We start from the raw sequence: 15,103 nt of genomic DNA on the forward strand, positions 1-15,103 counted from the left end.
AGCACGTTCAGGACGGAGGCGGGGGAGGGATGATGGCGCGGAGGCCCCGGGACGCCGAGGCCCTCCTCACCGCCGACGCCGACCTGATCTCGCTCGGCCGTACCTTCCTCGCCAACCCGGACCTCGTCACCAGGCTTCGCCGCGGTGCCCACTCAACCCCGTCCGCGACGCCTACCTGATGTACGTCGGCGGCGCCGCCGGCTACACGGACTACCCCACCCTCACTTCGGCAAGCTGAACGAACCGCATGAAGGACCCACCTGGTAGCCGATGCTCACGACACGGCGCCTGGCACCCCCAGTTTCAGACCAGGAGCAGAGCCTGTCCACGCGCCTTCGTGGACGGGCTCTGGACCCTCCGAGCCCCGTCCAGTCGCCCCTCTCCACCGGTGCTAACGGGCCACGTGGACGTCATTACAGTCCCACCAGGACGCGGTGCGAAGACCGGTGCCGTGTACGCGGCTGTCATCAGCCGCCATTCGGCAGGTGACCTGGTGTTTAGCGGGTACGGCGTCGCGGCGCGAGGTGTTCGGTGACGGCGGCGATGGCCTTCGGCCCGGGTTTGACGTAGCGCCGGGGCTTTGGCGGGCGATGGGGTGTTCGACGTGCGGCAGGCCGGTGGGGTCGAGCAGGTCCACGGTCACGGCGTCGGTGACGGGGCCGACGATGGTGTTGGTGTCCATGTCGAGGGCCCGACTGCAGCTTTATTGCAGTGATCTGGGATATGGAAGTGCTCCTGTGAGTTGTGATCACATGGCAGCACTCAATAGTCCATCGAAAGGGTATCGATGCGCACACGCACGTTACAGCCTGCGAAAGCCCTCATCCTGTCCACCGCCCTCGTCTCCGCCGCCGTCCTCGCCAACCCGGGACCGGCGCAGGCGGCGGCCTACACCCCGGAGGCCGCCTGCACCGAGACAGCGGGTTACGGTGGCTGGGGCAGACTGGACAGCCGTCCCGTCACGCTCGGCACCAGCACGTGGGGCAGGGTCTTCCTGCTGTGGAACGGCTCGCGCGGCACCAACTGTGTGGCCACGATCAAGACAAGCTTCGTCGGGGTGGCGACTTACACGCAGGCCACGCTCGCGATCGAAGGCGTCGGAATCTACAGAGACCCGCCGACGCTCACCGCCCGGAAATACAAGTACTACGCCGCCATCGTGAAGGCTGCCGCTGGCAAGTGTGTCGCCTTCGCCGGCGAAATCGCCGACACCCGTCTCGACTACTCGACCGCCTATGGCAGCCGCGGATGGGGCAACTGCGGCTCATGAACCGTTCCGGGGGCGCCGTACGAGCGAGTGCGGCGACCCCCGGTTTCGTGTTTCGGCAAGCTCTCAGCCGCGGCTTCTCGGAACACGACCCGATTCTCGTGTGCCAAAGCGTGAACCGTCGGATCGGTTCAGACATAGGGCGGGACGGCCAAGCCGGCTGCGCCAAATCTTGATCACTCAAGTGATCGAAACCATCATCTGGATGGGCGACGCACAGGGGAAGTTGGGCGCACGGGTCCGGAAGACGGTTGGCGATCTACCTCGGCGCCGCCGTAAGGCCGGCCCACCCTGCCGAGCTCACCAGCGGCGGCTGGGTTTCCTGTAGACGAGGCCGAGCTTCTCGGCGGCGTCCTTGCTTCCGCCGATCATCTCGGCGGTGGACTTCGGGTCGGTGTTCCTCATCGACTCGATCAGCTCGGCAGCCAAGATCTCCGGAGGTCGGTCCCGGACGTCGATGACGAGCCCGAACTGCAGCTCGGGAGCGTCGAACGAGTCCGTGCGCGCCGGATGGTGGAACGTCAGGCGCGCGGTGTCGAACTCCTGCAACCAGGCCGTACACCAGCCGGCCGAGCAGTCCCACCGGCCCAGGATCGTGGGGTCGGCGCGGAACCGTTCCGCCACCAGCCGGGCCACTGTCCTGGCGGGCCACTCCCACTGATGGTCCTGCTCGGCTCGGGCGAGCTCCCGGTCGTATTCGGACGCGTCGAAGCGCACCTCCGGCGGGGCAGCGCCCGGTGTCGAGGAGCGCCAGTCCTTCCAGACGACCTGCGGTCCCTCGCGCACGATCGTGACGTGGAGCCCGCCGCAGCACCCCTCGGTGCAGTACGCCTCGGCCAGCCGCACTTCCTTCGGCTCGTCCGTTGCCCTGAGCAGCCCGCTGGAGACCAACTGCTCGGGGCCTTCGGCCGGACCCTTGTCGAAGGCCGCCGCGACGACCGGCATCCCGTCGATCATGATCCTGGCCTCCACCTGAGGATGGCCGACCGGATCCGGATCGGGTACGACGACCCGGATGGCGAACCTTCCCTCCGGGGCGCCCTCCCTGGACAGCTCTTTGATGATCCACGCGGCCCGTCTGGCCTCGACCGGATCATCCGAGCACGCGCCGCGGTCCAGCATCTCGGTCCACGGCCGGTCGGCCAGCACACGCTTGAGCCGGTCGATGAGACCTCGTCGAAGCTCGCCGACCACCGGGGCCGCCGGGCCCGAGAGCAGGTCCTCGGCGACCATGGTCAGTAAGGCGGCCCGCGCCACCGTGGCCGGTCTGTGCCCGGCGAGCGCGACCCAGCGCTGATAGAGGGCCGAGGCGTGCTCGTAGCGGCTGATCTCGGTGCGATAGTTGCGGGTGCTGGTCATCGCGAGCAGGAGGGTTCCGGCCTGGTCCCACAGCAGGTCATCGACGACCGGCCGGTTGAGGAGCTCGGCCAGCTCGCATCCCTCGGCGATCTGCCGCGCCAGGTCGCTCGACAGCAGGTCTCCTGGTGCCGACCGTACCCATGCGCGGGCGAGTGGATCCGGGTCCCCGGCCAGCGCCCTGATGGCGGTGATCCGGGCGTGGCGCCGTACACGGTCGGCGAGCCAGATGAGGTCCCGCGTCGCGCCGGGGATCTTCGCCAGCGCCTCGACGGCGGGCTGATCGGCGAAGGAGAGCAGCCCGATCATCTTGAGCGTGGGGATGTCGCGTTGTACGGCGCTGCCGTTCAGCAGCCCCAGGCCGACGACGACGGCGCGCTGGTTTGTGCCGTTCTCGATGAGCCAGCGGGCGGTGTCGAGCAGCCTTGGTGAAGGGGCGGGGGTGAGTTCTTGGAGGACTCGGGTCACGTCCCAGGCGTCGAACGCCAGGTGGGCGCATCGGTCGTGGAGATCTTGGGCGGTCAGGGCTGGATCGCCGATGAATTCCCGCAGCAGGGCCGCCAGGGCGCCCCCTCGTTTCGAGGGCGGGACGTAGGGACGCCGGCCGCCGCCGGGAAACGGGCGGCCACTGTCGGGGAGTGGCCCATCCGGGTTGAGCTGGTGGAGACGCTGCGCGTGTTCGAGCAACGAGACCGGGCGGTCGAGCGCACCGCGCTCGCGGGCCACGCTCACCAGTCGGAGGAGGACTCGATTCTCTTCGTCATATGCGAACAGTACACGTCCGATCATGATCCTGACGAGCAGGGAAGCCCGTGGCGATCGCCAGGGGGGCGCACTCGGACTGGATAGGGGACGATCCGGAGTCGGCCGAGGCGCGGCAGGTCCCGGCCGGCCGGGGTGGTCGCCGACCGGGCTGCCGGCGTGCGTCCCGGGTCCGGAGCCCTTGCCGTCGTCTGGACGGCATGCCGCTTCGCGGGACCGCAGCGCCGGATTCCGCTCACCTCGGTCTGGGAATACCCCCGCACAGGTAAATGGACTCCTGCAGCAGTTGCGGCGTCATCGTGATCCCGGTGAGGCGCTCGGCCAGAAGGAACGCCGGCCCTTCGTAGGGGTCGAGGCACGACGGGTAGACGACGTCGATCCGCTCCATGGTCTCGGCCAGTTCGTCCGGCATCTCCTGCGAGCCTTCCTGCGGTGGGAACCTGAGTTGGATCCTTCCGTCTTCGATCCAGTGGGAGTAACCGTCGTCGCGCGCGAACTCGAACCGGACCGCTCCGTCCTCGATCCAGTAGAAGTGGTCCATGCTCTTGACCTCGAGGTAGAAGTGGGAGACGAGACGGGTTCCCGCCGACAGCGGCAGGATGATCTCTTCCGTGATGCCGAGCAGGCCGTTGGCCTCGACCATGAGCACCCAATCTCCGACCGCGACGGCACCGAAGCTCTCCCGCTGGTGAAAGCCTGTGCGGGAATGCCGGAGCAGCTCTTCGAGCGTCATGCGAGAGCAGTCGTCGACCTGGACGCCGAGTCGGGTCACCAGTTCCTCGGGCGTCAGGCCGCGGACATAGGTGAGGCAGTAGGCGTCCGCCAGCTCGGGGAAGCGCCCGCGGGAGAACCAGGAAAAGTCGTCAGGAGTCGCGATCACCCGGTCATACTCGCAGTGGCTACCGACACAGCGACAACCAGAACGATGGCGGGTCCGCCTGGAGCGAGTTCCGGCGCGGGTGCGAGGCGCCGGTGAAGTCGACGCCTGTCGACAAGGACACGGAACCTAGGATCTGGACGGCTCCGGGGATCGCCGCGACCGATGAGCCTTGAACGCCACCCGAAGGGCGAGCGGCAATCAAGGCCATCACCGGCCGGCACAGACAGTGCGAACTCCGCTACCGAGCCGCCTATGAGGCGATGCGGCGCAGGGTGAACCAGAAGGTCGGGACCGAGTTGGTGCCCGGTGTCACGTCGAGCAGGTCCCAGCCGGTGAACCTGGCGCGGAGTTCGTCGGCTGTGACGCCCTCCGCCCATGACTTGACCTGGGGTGCCGGGTTGCCGGCCGGCTCGGGGCCGTACCCGAACATCAGCAGCCGGGCTCCGGGGGTGGCCCGCTGGGTGAGGCCGGCGGCGTAGGCGTCGCGTCGGTGCAGGGGGATCCCGCAGTAGCAGCTCAGGTCGAAGAACAGGTCGAACGGGCCGGGAACGTCCAGGTCGTCGAGGCGGGTGGCGTCGCCGTGCAGGAGGTGTATCGGCGTTCCCGCCGTCTCGGCCTTCTGCCTGGCCTGGTCGATGGCGCTGTCGATCAGGTCGACGGCGGTCACGTCCCAGCCGTGTTGTGCGAGGTAGACGGCGTTCGTGCCGGTGCCGCAGCCGAGTTCGAGTGCGCGTCCGGGAGGCAGGGCGCCGTGGCCTTCCACCAGGGTGACCAGCTCGGGGGGCGTCACGCCTGTGTCCCATGGTGCCTTGCCGGCGCGGTAGAAGCCCTGCAGCGCGCGGTGCACGGACTCCTCTTCCCGCTCTTCCACTTGGGCGGTGTCGGGCTGGTTCATCGTCTCCTCCAAGAAATTAGAGTTGAACTCTAGTGATGAAATCTAGAGATACACTTGAGAGATGGACAGAGTCAAGCGGCCCGACAAGCGAGCGGAGCGCTCACGCCGTACCCACGAAAAGATCGTCGCGGCGGCTCGCGAGCTGTTCGTCGTGCAGGGTTACGGGGCGACGAGCCTGCAGGAGGTCGCGGACCGGGCGGGCGTGGCCGTCCAGACGGTGTACTTCGTCTTCCGCAACAAGCGCACGCTGTTCAAGGACGTCGTCGACGCGACCATCGCCGGGGACACCGAGCCGGTCGCCACCATGGACCGTGAGTGGTTTCGCGGCGCGTGCGCCGAGCCCACCGCGGCCGGGCACCTGCGCGCGCACGTGCATGGCACCCGCCAGGTTCTGGGGCGGGTCGCGCCGATCATGCCGCTGATCGCGGCTGCAGCGGCCACCGATCCTGAGATCGCCGCGTTGTGGCCGGCCGGACCTGACCCGCGTTACACCGTGCAGTACGGGGCGGCCGAAGCCCTGGTCGGCAAGCCTGACGCCCGTCCTGGCCTGTCCGTCGAGACAGCGGCGGATCTGCTGTTCGGCCTGCTCAGCCCGGAGCTGTATTTGCTGTTCGTCCGCGATCGTGGCTGGTCGCCGGATGCGTGGGAGGAGTGGGCGCGCACCACCCTGACGTCCCAGCTCTGTGTCGAATCCAGCTGAGCGACTCCGGCAGCGAAAGGCATCTAACACGTGAAGGACACCGAGATCCCCAGGGCTGTGGCCGCGGCCGTCGGCACGGCCGCCATGTACGGCCTGGGCGGCGACGACGCCACGGTGCTGCACAACTCGAACCGGATCGCCGTACGGCTGCGGCCCAGTGGTGTGCTCGCGCGGGTCGCGCCGCTCGCGCAGCGTCCCGACTTCGAGGTCGAGGTGGCCCGGCGCCTCGCCGGGACCGGCAGCCCGGTGGCGGGTCTCGATCCCAGGGCCGAGCCGCGCGTCCATGTCCGCGACGGCTTCGCCGTGACTCTCTGGACCTACCACGAGCCCACCGCCGCGCCCGAGGACCACCCGCCCGCCGCCTACGCCGGCGCCCTGGCCCGGTTGCACGCCGGCCTGCGCGGCGTCGACCTCGCCGCGCCGTCCTTCACCGATCGCGTCGCCGATGCCCTCCGGGTGGTCGAGGACCCGGCCGTGAGCCCGGCCCTCGGCGCCGGGGAACGCGCGCTGCTGACCGGCACCCTGTACGGCATCAGCCGCGCCATCCTGGAGCGCCGCCCGCGACAACAGCTCCTGCACGGCGAACCGCACCCCGGCAACCTGCTCGCCACCGCTGACGGACCACTCTTCACCGACCTGGAGACCGTCTGCCGGGGGCCTGTCGAGTTCGACCTCGCGCATGCTCCGGAGGGCGTCGCCGCGCACTATCCGGGCGCCGACGCCGGGCTGCTCGCCGACTGCCGGATCCTCAGCCTCGCCCTCGTGGTGTCCTGGCGTTGGGATCGCGACGACCAACTGCCCGACGGGCGTCGACGGGGCCGGGAGTGGCTCGCCCAGCTGCAGGACGCTCTCCACCGCCGGGAGCGCGGTGCCGGAGGCTGAGCCCGGGCGTTGAGGGATCGTTGTCGGGCAGCGCTCTGCGTACCATCTGCCGTCATGGTCCGGTCGGGGCAGCCACGCCGGGGGATCGGAGATTTGCGTGTCGGTGTGTCGGATGTCAGCCGGGGAGGTGCGCGCCGCCGGGATGGCGGAGACCTGCGTACGGCGGGGCCGGGAGGCAGCCGACATGCGGCGAGAATGGCTCTCGCCTTGTCCCCACGGGCGGAAAGCTGGTGAAATGGGGCGCCGTGTCCGAGCCGAGGGTCGATGGGGCCCGGCGAGGGTAGAGGCAGCAGCAAGGATGCCACCCGCCTTGATCATGTTGCCGTTCCGCTGGAGAAGCAGGGGTGGTGGGGAACGATGAAACTGGGTCCGGGAGCGGAACCGCTTGGGCTGGTCAGCGCCGGGGTGACTCTGGCGCAGCTGACGGACGTGCGTGAGCTGGCAGCGGCCACCGCGTACCAGCTGGGCATGCGGGCAGATGCCGTACCCGACGTCCTGATCGCCATCAACGAGATCGCCACCAACGCCGTCACCCACGGCCGTGCTCCGGCCCGGGTGCGCATCTGGCGCGAGTCCTCCGACCTGGTCGTCGAGGTGCGCGATGCGGGCCACTGGCCTGGCGCTGCCCGGGCCGAGTTGCCCTCCGATCTGCCGCCTGAGACCGTCCCCGGCGGCCGGGGGTTGTGGATCGCCCGCGCTGTCGCCCGGACGCTGGCCGTGGACACCGACCGCTCCGGCACCCGGGTCACCCTGAGATTCGCCCTGAACTGATCGCTGCTTTCACCAATCCGCTCCGGCTACTGATCATGACGCCCGACTGAGCGTAAGCTGGGCAGCGAGATCACCGGGAGGCCGACGTGGAGTACTCGCTGCGCGAGATCGGCGACGTCACCGTCGTGACGGCCAGCGGCGAGATCGACGCGGCCACGTTGCCCCCGCTGAGTGCCGAGGTGCTCAAGCTGCTGCGTCGCCCCCGCCCGCGCCTGATCATCGATCTGTCGACGGTGGCCTTCCTGGATTCCACCGGGCTGGCCCTGCTGGTCAAGGCCACCAACCAGAGCAGGGACAACGGCGGAAGGCTGGCCGTCATCGGCGCCGACCCCGTCCGGCTGCGGGTGATCTGGCTGACGCACCTCGACAAGTTCCTGCCGCTGCAGGACAGCCTGGAAGCGGCTCTGGAGCAGGTTCAGGCGTAGGACCGACGCCTGCCCGCCGGTGGCCCCTTCGTCGTGACGGCCAAGGCGGGCTGATCCTTTGAGTAGGGGCTACTCATGCCGCCGGTCGGGGGCTCGGACACGCTGAGCGGGTGAGTACCCGAGCCCGTAACCTTCTCGTCGGTGCGGTGTTCTCCGTCGTCTTCGCCTTCGGCGTCTTTCTCGCCGTCCGGCCGGCGTTCACCACCGAGCCGCCGCCGTTGGAGTCCACCCAGACCGCACCCGCCCCGGAGAGATCCGCCTCGGAGGAACCCGGCGTCGAAGAGCCCGAACAGACGAAGACCACCGTCATCGGCGGTCCGACGATGGACAACTACTACCCGGTCCTCAACTTCGGAGCCTCCTTCCCCGGGACGACGTGTGCGATCTTCGGAGCGGAGCGCGCCGACCGTCCGCTGGTCATCGACAGCGTCACGGTCAGCCCCGGCGGCGAGTGGCGCCTGCACGACTGCGGCTCCGCCTCCACCCCGCCAGGCTCCTACAACCAGGACGGCATCGAGACCATCGGGATCGCTCCCTGCCAGGCGGGCCTGACGATCGAACCGAGCTCGGCGAGCGATGTGCGGAACGGCTGCTGGATCGGGGTGGAGACGACGGGCGGCGCGCCCGCGCAGGGGCTGCTGACCCTGAGCGCGCGCTGGCAGTGCGGGGCGGGCGAGACGTGCCGGGCGAAGCAGCGCCACTTCCGGCTCACCAGCCAGGGAACCGGCGAACCCGGCCCGACCGAGGACCCCACGCGGACCCCGGACGAGCCCACCGGCGAACCCACCGCCGAACCCACCGCCGAACCCACCGAGGAGCCGTCCAGCCGGCCCACCGAGGAGCCGCTCGACGAGCCCACCCAGATCCCCGGTGCCGAAGAGACCCCCGCGTCGTGACCGCGACCTCGGAGGCGCAGCAGCCTCAGACGATGCTCGGCCACCTGACCGCCTACAGCAGCATCGTCGCGCCGACGACCCTGGTGACGGCGCTGCTGTTCTACTTCGGCTACCTGGCCACCCGCGCCAGGTTCGAGTACTTCGGCGTCTACCTCGACCTGGTGAACCTGTCCACCGCCGACCTGCTGCTGTACGGCTCCGAAGTGGTCTACGTGCCGGTCGTCCTGGTCGCGCTGACGGCCCTGGCCGCGGCCGGCCTGCGCATGGGCACCCAGCGGCTGGTGTCGGACCCGGGCCGCGACCCGCTCTCACGATGGGTCACCCGGGCGGTGGCAGGCGTCGGCGTCATCCTGCTGGTGAGAGCCCTGGTCGGCATCCTGGTCCCGGCGGTGTCGCAGCGCGAGCAGCCTGCCACCACCGCCCTGTGCCTGACCGGCGGTGTGCTGCTCCTTCGGCACGCAGGCACCCTGTGGGAGACACTCAGGAGACGGCGCGCCGAGCCGGGCTGGGCGCCACCTGACAGCGCGGTCACCGTCGCCCGCTGGTCGATCATCGCGCTGGCCGTCTGCGGCCTGTTCTGGGCCGCCAACAGTTTCGCCGCCTCCTACGGCGCCGGACGAGCCCAGGGGGACGCCGCCACGATCGGACGGCGGCCGGAGGTGCATCTGGAGACCGCCGAGCCCCTGAGCGCGCTGCCCGCCGGCGTCGGTCATGCGGTGCTGCCGGGCGGGGGCAAGTTCAAGCACCGCTACACGAAGCTGCGGCTTCTCGTCGAGTCCGGCGGGCACCTGTATCTCGTGCCCGCCCCGTGGCAGCCGGGCACCAGCCGGACCATCGTCCTGGCCCACTCGGGCGACGTGCGGTTGCAACTCCAGCCGAGGGTGACCGCTTCAAGGTCACCCTGACGAGGCGGGACGCGCGAGGCTTCGTTACATCTTGAAGTGGGTCCAGCCCGCCCGCCACGTTCCGTACGTCTTGGCGCCCGGCGGAAGGCAGCCGCCGGAGTGGCACAGCGCGGTGCTCTTGGTGAGGCGGCTCACCTTTCCAGACTCGGCGCCATAGGCGATGGTCTGCCAGTAGTACTGGTTCTTGCCCGTTTGGTATCGCCTGCCGCATGGTTCCTCGACAGCCGCGACCTGGAAGGCCCGCTCCCGGGAATAGCTGACCATTCTGTCGGGCGTCGGCTTCACATTCTTGACGAATACCGTGTCGTAGGTGCGTCGAGGGTTGAGGTGAAGGTTGTACTTCCTCATCTTGGAGCCCTTGGTGCAGGTCTCGTTCTTCCACTTCGCATAGAGGAAGTACGCGGGCGATGCGGCGGCAGGAAGGGGAATGACCGCTACGACGCCGGTGGTCAGCATGGAAGCTGCCAGACAGATTCCCAGCCTTCGTATGCCATGTAAGGCGGCTGTCTTCACTGGCGTCCCTTCTTCGAGGTGTGCAGACAGCGCAGACGGTAGAGATCGTGGGTATGTTCCGGGTATGGCATGGCCGTGACCGGGGATGTCTTCGAAGGGTCACGCACCGCTGGTCGGCGCCGGGTCGACACCGGTGAGCTCGGCGGACCGTGACCAGAGTCGCCTGGCGAGACCGTGGTCGGAGGCCGGGCGGGACAGGCTCTCGAAGGTCGGGCGGGCCGGGCGCAGCGGGCGGCCCGGTCCGATGTGGAGGCCGGTGGGCGCCGCGGCCTCGGTGGCCGCGTAGAGGATCGGCGCGACCGCCTCGGCGATCGGACGACGGAACAGGACGCCCAGCACCGCCGCCATCACCCGGGCCGAGGCGGGTGCGTTCCGATCCAGTTCGGTCCTGGCCATCCCGGGATGCGCGAGCAGGCTGCGCACCGGCGACGCGGCGGCGCGCAGCCTGCGGTCGAGCTCCAGGCCGAACAGCACGTTGGCGAGTTTGGAGGCCGCGTAGGCGCCGCCGGGTGAGTATCCGCGTTCGGCGGCCAGATCGTCCAGGTCGAGGCGGCCCAGCCGGTAGAGGCTGGACCCTACGGTCACCACGGCCGGGTCGCGTCCTGCCGCCAGACGGTCGAGGAGGAGGCCGGTGAGGGCGAAGTGTCCCAGGTGATTGGTCGCGAACTGGCTCTCCACGCCCTGCGGACTGAGCCGTCGTGGCACGGTGCCGATGCCGGCGTTGTTGACGAGCACGTCGATGGCGGTTGCTTCGGCGTGGAGCTCGTCGGCGAAGCGGCGCACGCTGTCGAGATCGAGCAGGTCGAGCTGGTGGACGGCGAGGTCGGCCTTCACCTCGTCCGCACGCAGCCGGTCGCGGACCCAATGGCCCTTGGCGGTGTCGCGGACCGCCATGATGACCCGGCCGCCGCGCGCGGCGAGACGGCGGGTGATCTCCGTGCCGAGGCCGCTGCTGGCACCGGTGACGACGAATGTCCGGCCGGTCTGGTCCGCGAGTTGATCGATCTTCCACACGGGGGACATGGGTTCCTCCAATAAACGGATAAGTCATCCGATTAGACTCGACTGCTAAGCGGATTGTCAATCCGCTTAGGTAGAGTGCCGGTATGACCTCCATGCGTGCCGACGCCGTCCGCAACCGCGACCTCGTTCTGGCGACGGCACGCCGGGCGATGGCGGAGGGAGACATGTCGCTGCAGCTCAACGACCTCGCCCGCAGAGCCGGGATCGGTGTCGGGACGGTCTATCGGCACTTCCCGACCCGCCGCGCGCTTCTGGAATCCCTCGCCGAGCCCGCCTTCACCGCCCTGCTCGACGACGCGCGGGTCGCGAGCCTGCGCGAGGACGCCTGGACCGGTCTGCGGCAGATCCTGCGAACACTGCTCGTCCAGCAGCTGTCCGATCCGGCCTTCACCGAGGTGATATCCACCAGCCCGGCCCTGGACGCCTCCCCGGACACCACCTCGCACCGCGAGGCCTTCGCGGATCTGGCGCAAGCCGTACTCGAACGGGCCCGGCAGGCAGGTGCGCTGCGCCTCGACCTCACCCCCGACGACCTGCACCACCTGGTCTGCGGCACCGCGTTCGCCCTGCGCCTGACGCCCGACCCGAACGCATGCCTCGACCGCTACCTGCAGGTCCTCTTCGACGGGATCAGGACCACGGCCTGATCCTGACTCCGTTCCTGAACTACGGCCAGTACGGCACCGCCAGCTGGGCGGCGGCCGCGATGGCCGCGCCGTCCAGTTCGACGATGCTCAGCTCGATCCCGCCGACGGGCCACTCCACGGCGAGCTCGAAGTTCTCCGGGGGAGGTGAGGGCCACAACCACAGGCCCCAGGTCATCACGCCCGCGTCCTCGTCGCCGCTGCGCATGGACATGCCGGGCAGCAGCATGGACAACTGCGGGCCCGGCGGCGGATCCTGCCGGAGTTGTGTCCTGTCCAGGTTCTGCCCGACGGTGGTGGCCTTGGTGCCGTCGGCGAAGCGCACACCGAAGCGCAGCAGCTGGTCCGGCAGCGGCTGGTCGGCCTTCACCCCGGTGACCATGTGAGGGAACGCGGACAGCTGGAGGGACTGGAAGTCTTCGGGGGACAGAGTGTGCCGTCGGGTGACGATGTCCACGTTGATCAGGCAGCCGGTGCTGAAGACCTGGATGGTCGGCACGGTGATGGCGACGTTCGGGACGCGGGCCAGCACCTGTGCGGTGATCATCACGGCGCCCATCTCTTCCGCCGGCGGGGCGGCCCAGGCGGGCCATCCGGGGTTGGGTGGGCGAGTCGACTCTTCTCGGGCTTGCGGGGGATCGAAGAACACGCTTTCACGGTACGGAAATTCTGCGGGCTGCGTGGCGTGTGGGGGTGGTAGAGGAGGGGCCGATCGGGCGACGTGGCCGGCGCGGAGTGGCTCGCCGGAGATCCTGGCACCAGGAGAAGACGCCAGTGGCTCACGCAGGCTCCTCAGCGCAGCACCGCCGTCAGCACGTCGGCGCCCAGCGCCGTCAGGTCGGGCAGGTTCACGCTGTAGCGAACGTAACGCCCCTCCCGCCGCCCCGTGAGCAGCCCCGCGCGACGCAGGACCGCGAGGTGGCGTGACACCTCCGGCGGCGTGAGCCCCCAGGCGTGGGCGAGCTCGCCCGTCGTGTGCGGGCCGCGGGCGAGGGTGCGCAGCAGGCGCAGCCGTACCGGATGCGCGAGCGCCTCCAGCCGGAGCGTGACCGTCTCCAGCGACACCGGTTCCGCCGTCTCCGCCACGGGGTACTGCACCACCGGACGCCATCCGGGCGCGTGGATCACCACCAGGTGCGGCCGTCCGAAGACGCTGGGAAGGAAGGTGACGCCGCCGTCGTGGGCGGCGGTCGCGTTGTCCTGCAGCTTGTCCACGACGATGGCGCTGCCGTCGGGGGAGAGGGTGACGGCGCCGGAGACCGAGGCGAGTGCCGCGCCGACGCCCTGCCGTTTGAGCAGGTCGTTCTTCAGGCGGACGTCGGTGGCGAGGTGCGGCGCGGCGCCCGCCCAGGCGGCGTCGAAGAAGGCCGCGGCGCACTGTTCGAGCGTGTGGCGCACCCGCGCCCGCACAGCTGACGGGTCGGCGAGCAGCCGTTCGGCGAAGGCCTCCTGGAGCGGGCCGCGGGCCTGGGCCAGGTCAAGGGCCCGCTCTCGCGCGGCCTGGTCGGCGAGCGGCGAGGGCGCGCCGAAACGGACCCGGTTGCTGCCGCACGTCGTGATGAGCGCGGCGGCCACATAGGTCTCGTCGTCGATCCGGTCCACGTCGTCGAGCTCGTCGGCGAGGGTCTGCCGGGGCCGGGCGGGGACGAGGAAGTCGGCTCGTGACGAACGCCAGAGGAACTCCGCCTCCCGCAGCCGCTCGGCCAGTTCCGGCGGCAGGCCGGCCCAGACGTCGGCGGCCCAGCCGGCGAGCTGCGGGTGATGGCCGGGTTCCGCCAGCACGTGCAGCATCGCCGTCAGCTCGGCCAGCGGGGAGGCGGCGAACCGCAGTCGCCCGTGCGGCGGGCCGCCGATGTCGATCCTCAACGTCATCCCACCATCTTCGCTGGTCGGGCGGCCGAAGCCCGCGTCAGTTGACGGGGTCCGTCAACTGACGCGGCGTCCGCGGCCGAGGGACGCATCGTGGGCGCCATGGCAACAACCACTAAGATCCGGACGCGGATGCTCGTCCGTGCCTCCGGCGGGCCCCGCTACGCCGTCGCCCTGGCCGTGGACGCGCTCGGCACCGGCCTGCTACGGCCCTTTCTGCTGATCTACGGCGTGATGGTGCTGGAGCTGTCGGCGCCGGCCACGGGGGTCGCCATGACGGCGGGGACCGTCACGGCCCTGGTCTGCATGCCCGCGGTCGGCCGCTGGCTGGACCGGGGCGCGCGCAGCACGGTCGTGGCGGCGTCGATGCTCGTGCGCGTGCTGGGTGTGGCGCTGCTGCTGGCCGCCCCGGCGGGGCACGTGTGGCTGTTCGGCGCGGCGTCGCTCTTCCTCGGCATCGGCAACCAGGCCTGGCCCGCCGCCCACGCGGCCCTGGTGGCGACCGTCGCCCGGGGGCGGGAACGCGACGCCGCCCTCGCGGGAGGCCGCGCCCTGCGCAACGCCGGCCTCGGCGCGGGCGGCCTCCTGGCCACCGCGTGCCTGGCGGGCGGCACGACCGTGTTGCAGGCGCTGGCAGCGGCCACCGGCGCGGCCTACCTGGTCGCGGCGGCTCTGGCGTGGTCGGTTCACGTGCGCGCGGATCCGGCCGCCGCGACTGCGGAGGGTGGGCCCGCGCCGCGGATGCGGACGTTGCTGGCCGCCAACGTGGTCTACGTCTTCTGCCTCAACGTCACCGAGGTCGCGATCCCGCTGGTCCTGATGACCCAGTTGCACGCGTCCCCGATGTGGACGGCGGGCATCTTCGTGGCCAACACCGTCCTGGTGGTGACGCTGCAGGTCCCGGTCACCGTCGGGATGTCCCGCTTCTCCCGGCGGGCCGTACTGGCTCTGGCGGGCGTGGTGATCGCCGCGTCCTATCTCGGCTTCCTCGCGGCCGCGTCCCTGGGGCCCGCCTGGGGCGCACCGGCGGTCGCCGCCGTGTCGGTGGTCTGCACAGTCGGGGAGATCCTCTACGCCGGCAGCGCCACCGCGCTCGTCGCCGCCCTGGCACCGGCGCACCTCGTGGGGCGGGCCATGGCGCGCTTCCAGATCTCTACGGGCTTCGGCCTGGCCGTCTCGCCCGCGGTGATCACCGCTCTGGCGTCGTACGGCTCCGCGGCGCTCTGGGGCGGCCTCGCCGGTGCGACCCTCCTGTCCGCCTCCGCCGTCGCGACCGAGAAGGGCGATCGGCATCTGGCTACCAAGCGTTAATCGT

17 protein-coding genes are annotated in these 15,103 nt (G+C 70.2%); 10 read left to right on the forward strand and 7 right to left on the reverse strand.

Features of this window, described 5'->3' with window-relative positions; translation table 11 throughout:
• Positions 1–32 precede the first annotated feature (32 nt).
• Together HNR30_RS10190 and HNR30_RS10195 are read left to right on the forward strand one after the other, a co-directional pair.
• The gene (locus HNR30_RS10190; RefSeq protein ID WP_246377995.1) at positions 33–179 is read left to right on the forward strand and encodes a hypothetical protein; all 147 of its coding nucleotides are present in this window, start codon (positions 33–35) and stop codon (positions 177–179) included.
• A 608-nt stretch (positions 180–787) separates the two neighbouring features.
• Complete coding sequence (locus tag HNR30_RS10195; protein WP_181609506.1) at positions 788–1,270, forward strand: hypothetical protein; 483 nt, start codon at positions 788–790, stop codon at positions 1,268–1,270.
• Positions 1,271–1,567: 297 nt separating this feature from the next.
• Here HNR30_RS10195 and HNR30_RS10200 read toward each other — a convergent pair whose 3' ends face one another.
• The 3 genes from HNR30_RS10200 to HNR30_RS10210 all read right to left on the reverse strand — a co-directional run bounded on the left by HNR30_RS10200 (position 1,568) and on the right by HNR30_RS10210 (position 5,160).
• On the reverse strand, positions 1,568–3,355 hold the full coding sequence (locus HNR30_RS10200) for a hypothetical protein (RefSeq protein ID WP_181609507.1): 1,788 nt from the start codon (positions 3,353–3,355) through the stop codon (positions 1,568–1,570).
• 265 nt (positions 3,356–3,620) lie between these two features.
• Positions 3,621–4,265, reverse strand: a complete 645-nt coding sequence (locus HNR30_RS10205) for a DUF6461 domain-containing protein (RefSeq protein ID WP_181609508.1) — start codon at positions 4,263–4,265, stop codon at positions 3,621–3,623.
• A gap of 250 nt (positions 4,266–4,515) precedes the next feature.
• On the reverse strand, positions 4,516–5,160 hold the full coding sequence (locus HNR30_RS10210; RefSeq protein ID WP_181609509.1) for a class I SAM-dependent methyltransferase: 645 nt from the start codon (positions 5,158–5,160) through the stop codon (positions 4,516–4,518).
• 61 nt (positions 5,161–5,221) lie between these two features.
• Here HNR30_RS10210 and HNR30_RS10215 point away from each other — a divergent pair, with 61 nt between their 5' ends.
• From HNR30_RS10215 to HNR30_RS10240, 6 genes are all read left to right on the forward strand, one after another.
• Positions 5,222–5,860, forward strand: coding sequence for a TetR/AcrR family transcriptional regulator (locus HNR30_RS10215; RefSeq protein WP_181609510.1), 639 nt, complete (start codon positions 5,222–5,224; stop codon positions 5,858–5,860).
• Between the two features lie 30 nt (positions 5,861–5,890).
• On the forward strand, positions 5,891–6,742 hold the full coding sequence (locus HNR30_RS10220) for a phosphotransferase (protein WP_181609511.1): 852 nt from the start codon (positions 5,891–5,893) through the stop codon (positions 6,740–6,742).
• A 357-nt stretch (positions 6,743–7,099) separates the two neighbouring features.
• Positions 7,100–7,513 (forward strand): ATP-binding protein, encoded by a 414-nt coding sequence (locus HNR30_RS10225; protein ID WP_181609512.1) that lies wholly within the window; start codon positions 7,100–7,102, stop codon positions 7,511–7,513.
• An 86-nt stretch (positions 7,514–7,599) separates the two neighbouring features.
• Positions 7,600–7,938: an STAS domain-containing protein gene (locus HNR30_RS10230; RefSeq protein ID WP_181609513.1), complete on the forward strand. Its 339-nt coding sequence runs from the start codon at positions 7,600–7,602 to the stop codon at positions 7,936–7,938.
• A 110-nt stretch (positions 7,939–8,048) separates the two neighbouring features.
• Positions 8,049–8,834 (forward strand): hypothetical protein, encoded by a 786-nt coding sequence (locus HNR30_RS47530; RefSeq protein WP_181609514.1) that lies wholly within the window; start codon positions 8,049–8,051, stop codon positions 8,832–8,834.
• Positions 8,831–9,739, forward strand: a complete 909-nt coding sequence (locus HNR30_RS10240) for a hypothetical protein (protein ID WP_181609515.1) — start codon at positions 8,831–8,833, stop codon at positions 9,737–9,739. Before HNR30_RS47530 ends, HNR30_RS10240 begins: the two co-directional genes overlap by 4 nt.
• Before the next feature lie 24 nt (positions 9,740–9,763).
• Here HNR30_RS10240 and HNR30_RS10245 read toward each other — a convergent pair whose 3' ends face one another.
• Positions 9,764–10,195: a hypothetical protein gene (locus tag HNR30_RS10245; protein ID WP_181609516.1), complete on the reverse strand. Its 432-nt coding sequence runs from the start codon at positions 10,193–10,195 to the stop codon at positions 9,764–9,766.
• Between the two features lie 156 nt (positions 10,196–10,351).
• Positions 10,352–11,275, reverse strand: a complete 924-nt coding sequence (locus tag HNR30_RS10250; RefSeq protein ID WP_181609517.1) for an oxidoreductase — start codon at positions 11,273–11,275, stop codon at positions 10,352–10,354.
• 83 nt (positions 11,276–11,358) lie between these two features.
• Here HNR30_RS10250 and HNR30_RS10255 point away from each other — a divergent pair, with 83 nt between their 5' ends.
• Positions 11,359–11,922: a TetR/AcrR family transcriptional regulator gene (locus HNR30_RS10255; RefSeq protein ID WP_181609518.1), complete on the forward strand. Its 564-nt coding sequence runs from the start codon at positions 11,359–11,361 to the stop codon at positions 11,920–11,922.
• Between the two features lie 19 nt (positions 11,923–11,941).
• Here the strand turns inward: HNR30_RS10255 and HNR30_RS10260 are convergent, their stop codons facing one another.
• Complete coding sequence (locus HNR30_RS10260; protein WP_181609519.1) at positions 11,942–12,469, reverse strand: hypothetical protein; 528 nt, start codon at positions 12,467–12,469, stop codon at positions 11,942–11,944.
• Between the two features lie 242 nt (positions 12,470–12,711).
• A complete protein-coding gene (locus HNR30_RS10265) occupies positions 12,712–13,791 on the reverse strand; it encodes a DUF5937 family protein (protein ID WP_181609520.1) in 1,080 nt (359 codons plus the stop codon).
• A 99-nt stretch (positions 13,792–13,890) separates the two neighbouring features.
• Between HNR30_RS10265 and HNR30_RS10270 the strand changes: the two genes are divergently transcribed.
• Positions 13,891–15,099, forward strand: a complete 1,209-nt coding sequence (locus tag HNR30_RS10270) for an MFS transporter (protein ID WP_181609521.1) — start codon at positions 13,891–13,893, stop codon at positions 15,097–15,099.
• The last annotated feature ends 4 nt before the right edge of the window (positions 15,100–15,103 follow it).

This window comes from Nonomuraea soli (genome assembly GCF_013761175.1).
GTDB classification, from domain to species: Bacteria; Actinomycetota; Actinomycetes; order Streptosporangiales; family Streptosporangiaceae; genus Nonomuraea; species Nonomuraea soli.

What these genes read in the sequence shown, in the direction of transcription:
- HNR30_RS10190 (WP_246377995.1), top strand. Translation starts at nt 33, where the DNA reads ATGGCGCGGAGGCCCCGGGACGCCGAGGCCCTCCTCACCGCCGACGCC.
- HNR30_RS10195 (WP_181609506.1), top strand. Translation starts at nt 788, where the DNA reads ATGCGCACACGCACGTTACAGCCTGCGAAAGCCCTCATCCTGTCCACC.
- HNR30_RS10210 (WP_181609509.1), bottom strand. Translation starts at nt 5,160, where the DNA reads ATGAACCAGCCCGACACCGCCCAAGTGGAAGAGCGGGAAGAGGAGTCC.
- HNR30_RS10215 (WP_181609510.1), top strand. Translation starts at nt 5,222, where the DNA reads ATGGACAGAGTCAAGCGGCCCGACAAGCGAGCGGAGCGCTCACGCCGT.
- HNR30_RS10225 (WP_181609512.1), top strand. Translation starts at nt 7,100, where the DNA reads ATGAAACTGGGTCCGGGAGCGGAACCGCTTGGGCTGGTCAGCGCCGGG.
- HNR30_RS10245 (WP_181609516.1), bottom strand. Translation starts at nt 10,195, where the DNA reads ATGCTGACCACCGGCGTCGTAGCGGTCATTCCCCTTCCTGCCGCCGCA.
- HNR30_RS10250 (WP_181609517.1), bottom strand. Translation starts at nt 11,275, where the DNA reads ATGTCCCCCGTGTGGAAGATCGATCAACTCGCGGACCAGACCGGCCGG.
- HNR30_RS10255 (WP_181609518.1), top strand. Translation starts at nt 11,359, where the DNA reads ATGACCTCCATGCGTGCCGACGCCGTCCGCAACCGCGACCTCGTTCTG.
- HNR30_RS10265 (WP_181609520.1), bottom strand. Translation starts at nt 13,791, where the DNA reads ATGACGTTGAGGATCGACATCGGCGGCCCGCCGCACGGGCGACTGCGG.
- HNR30_RS10270 (WP_181609521.1), top strand. Translation starts at nt 13,891, where the DNA reads ATGGCAACAACCACTAAGATCCGGACGCGGATGCTCGTCCGTGCCTCC.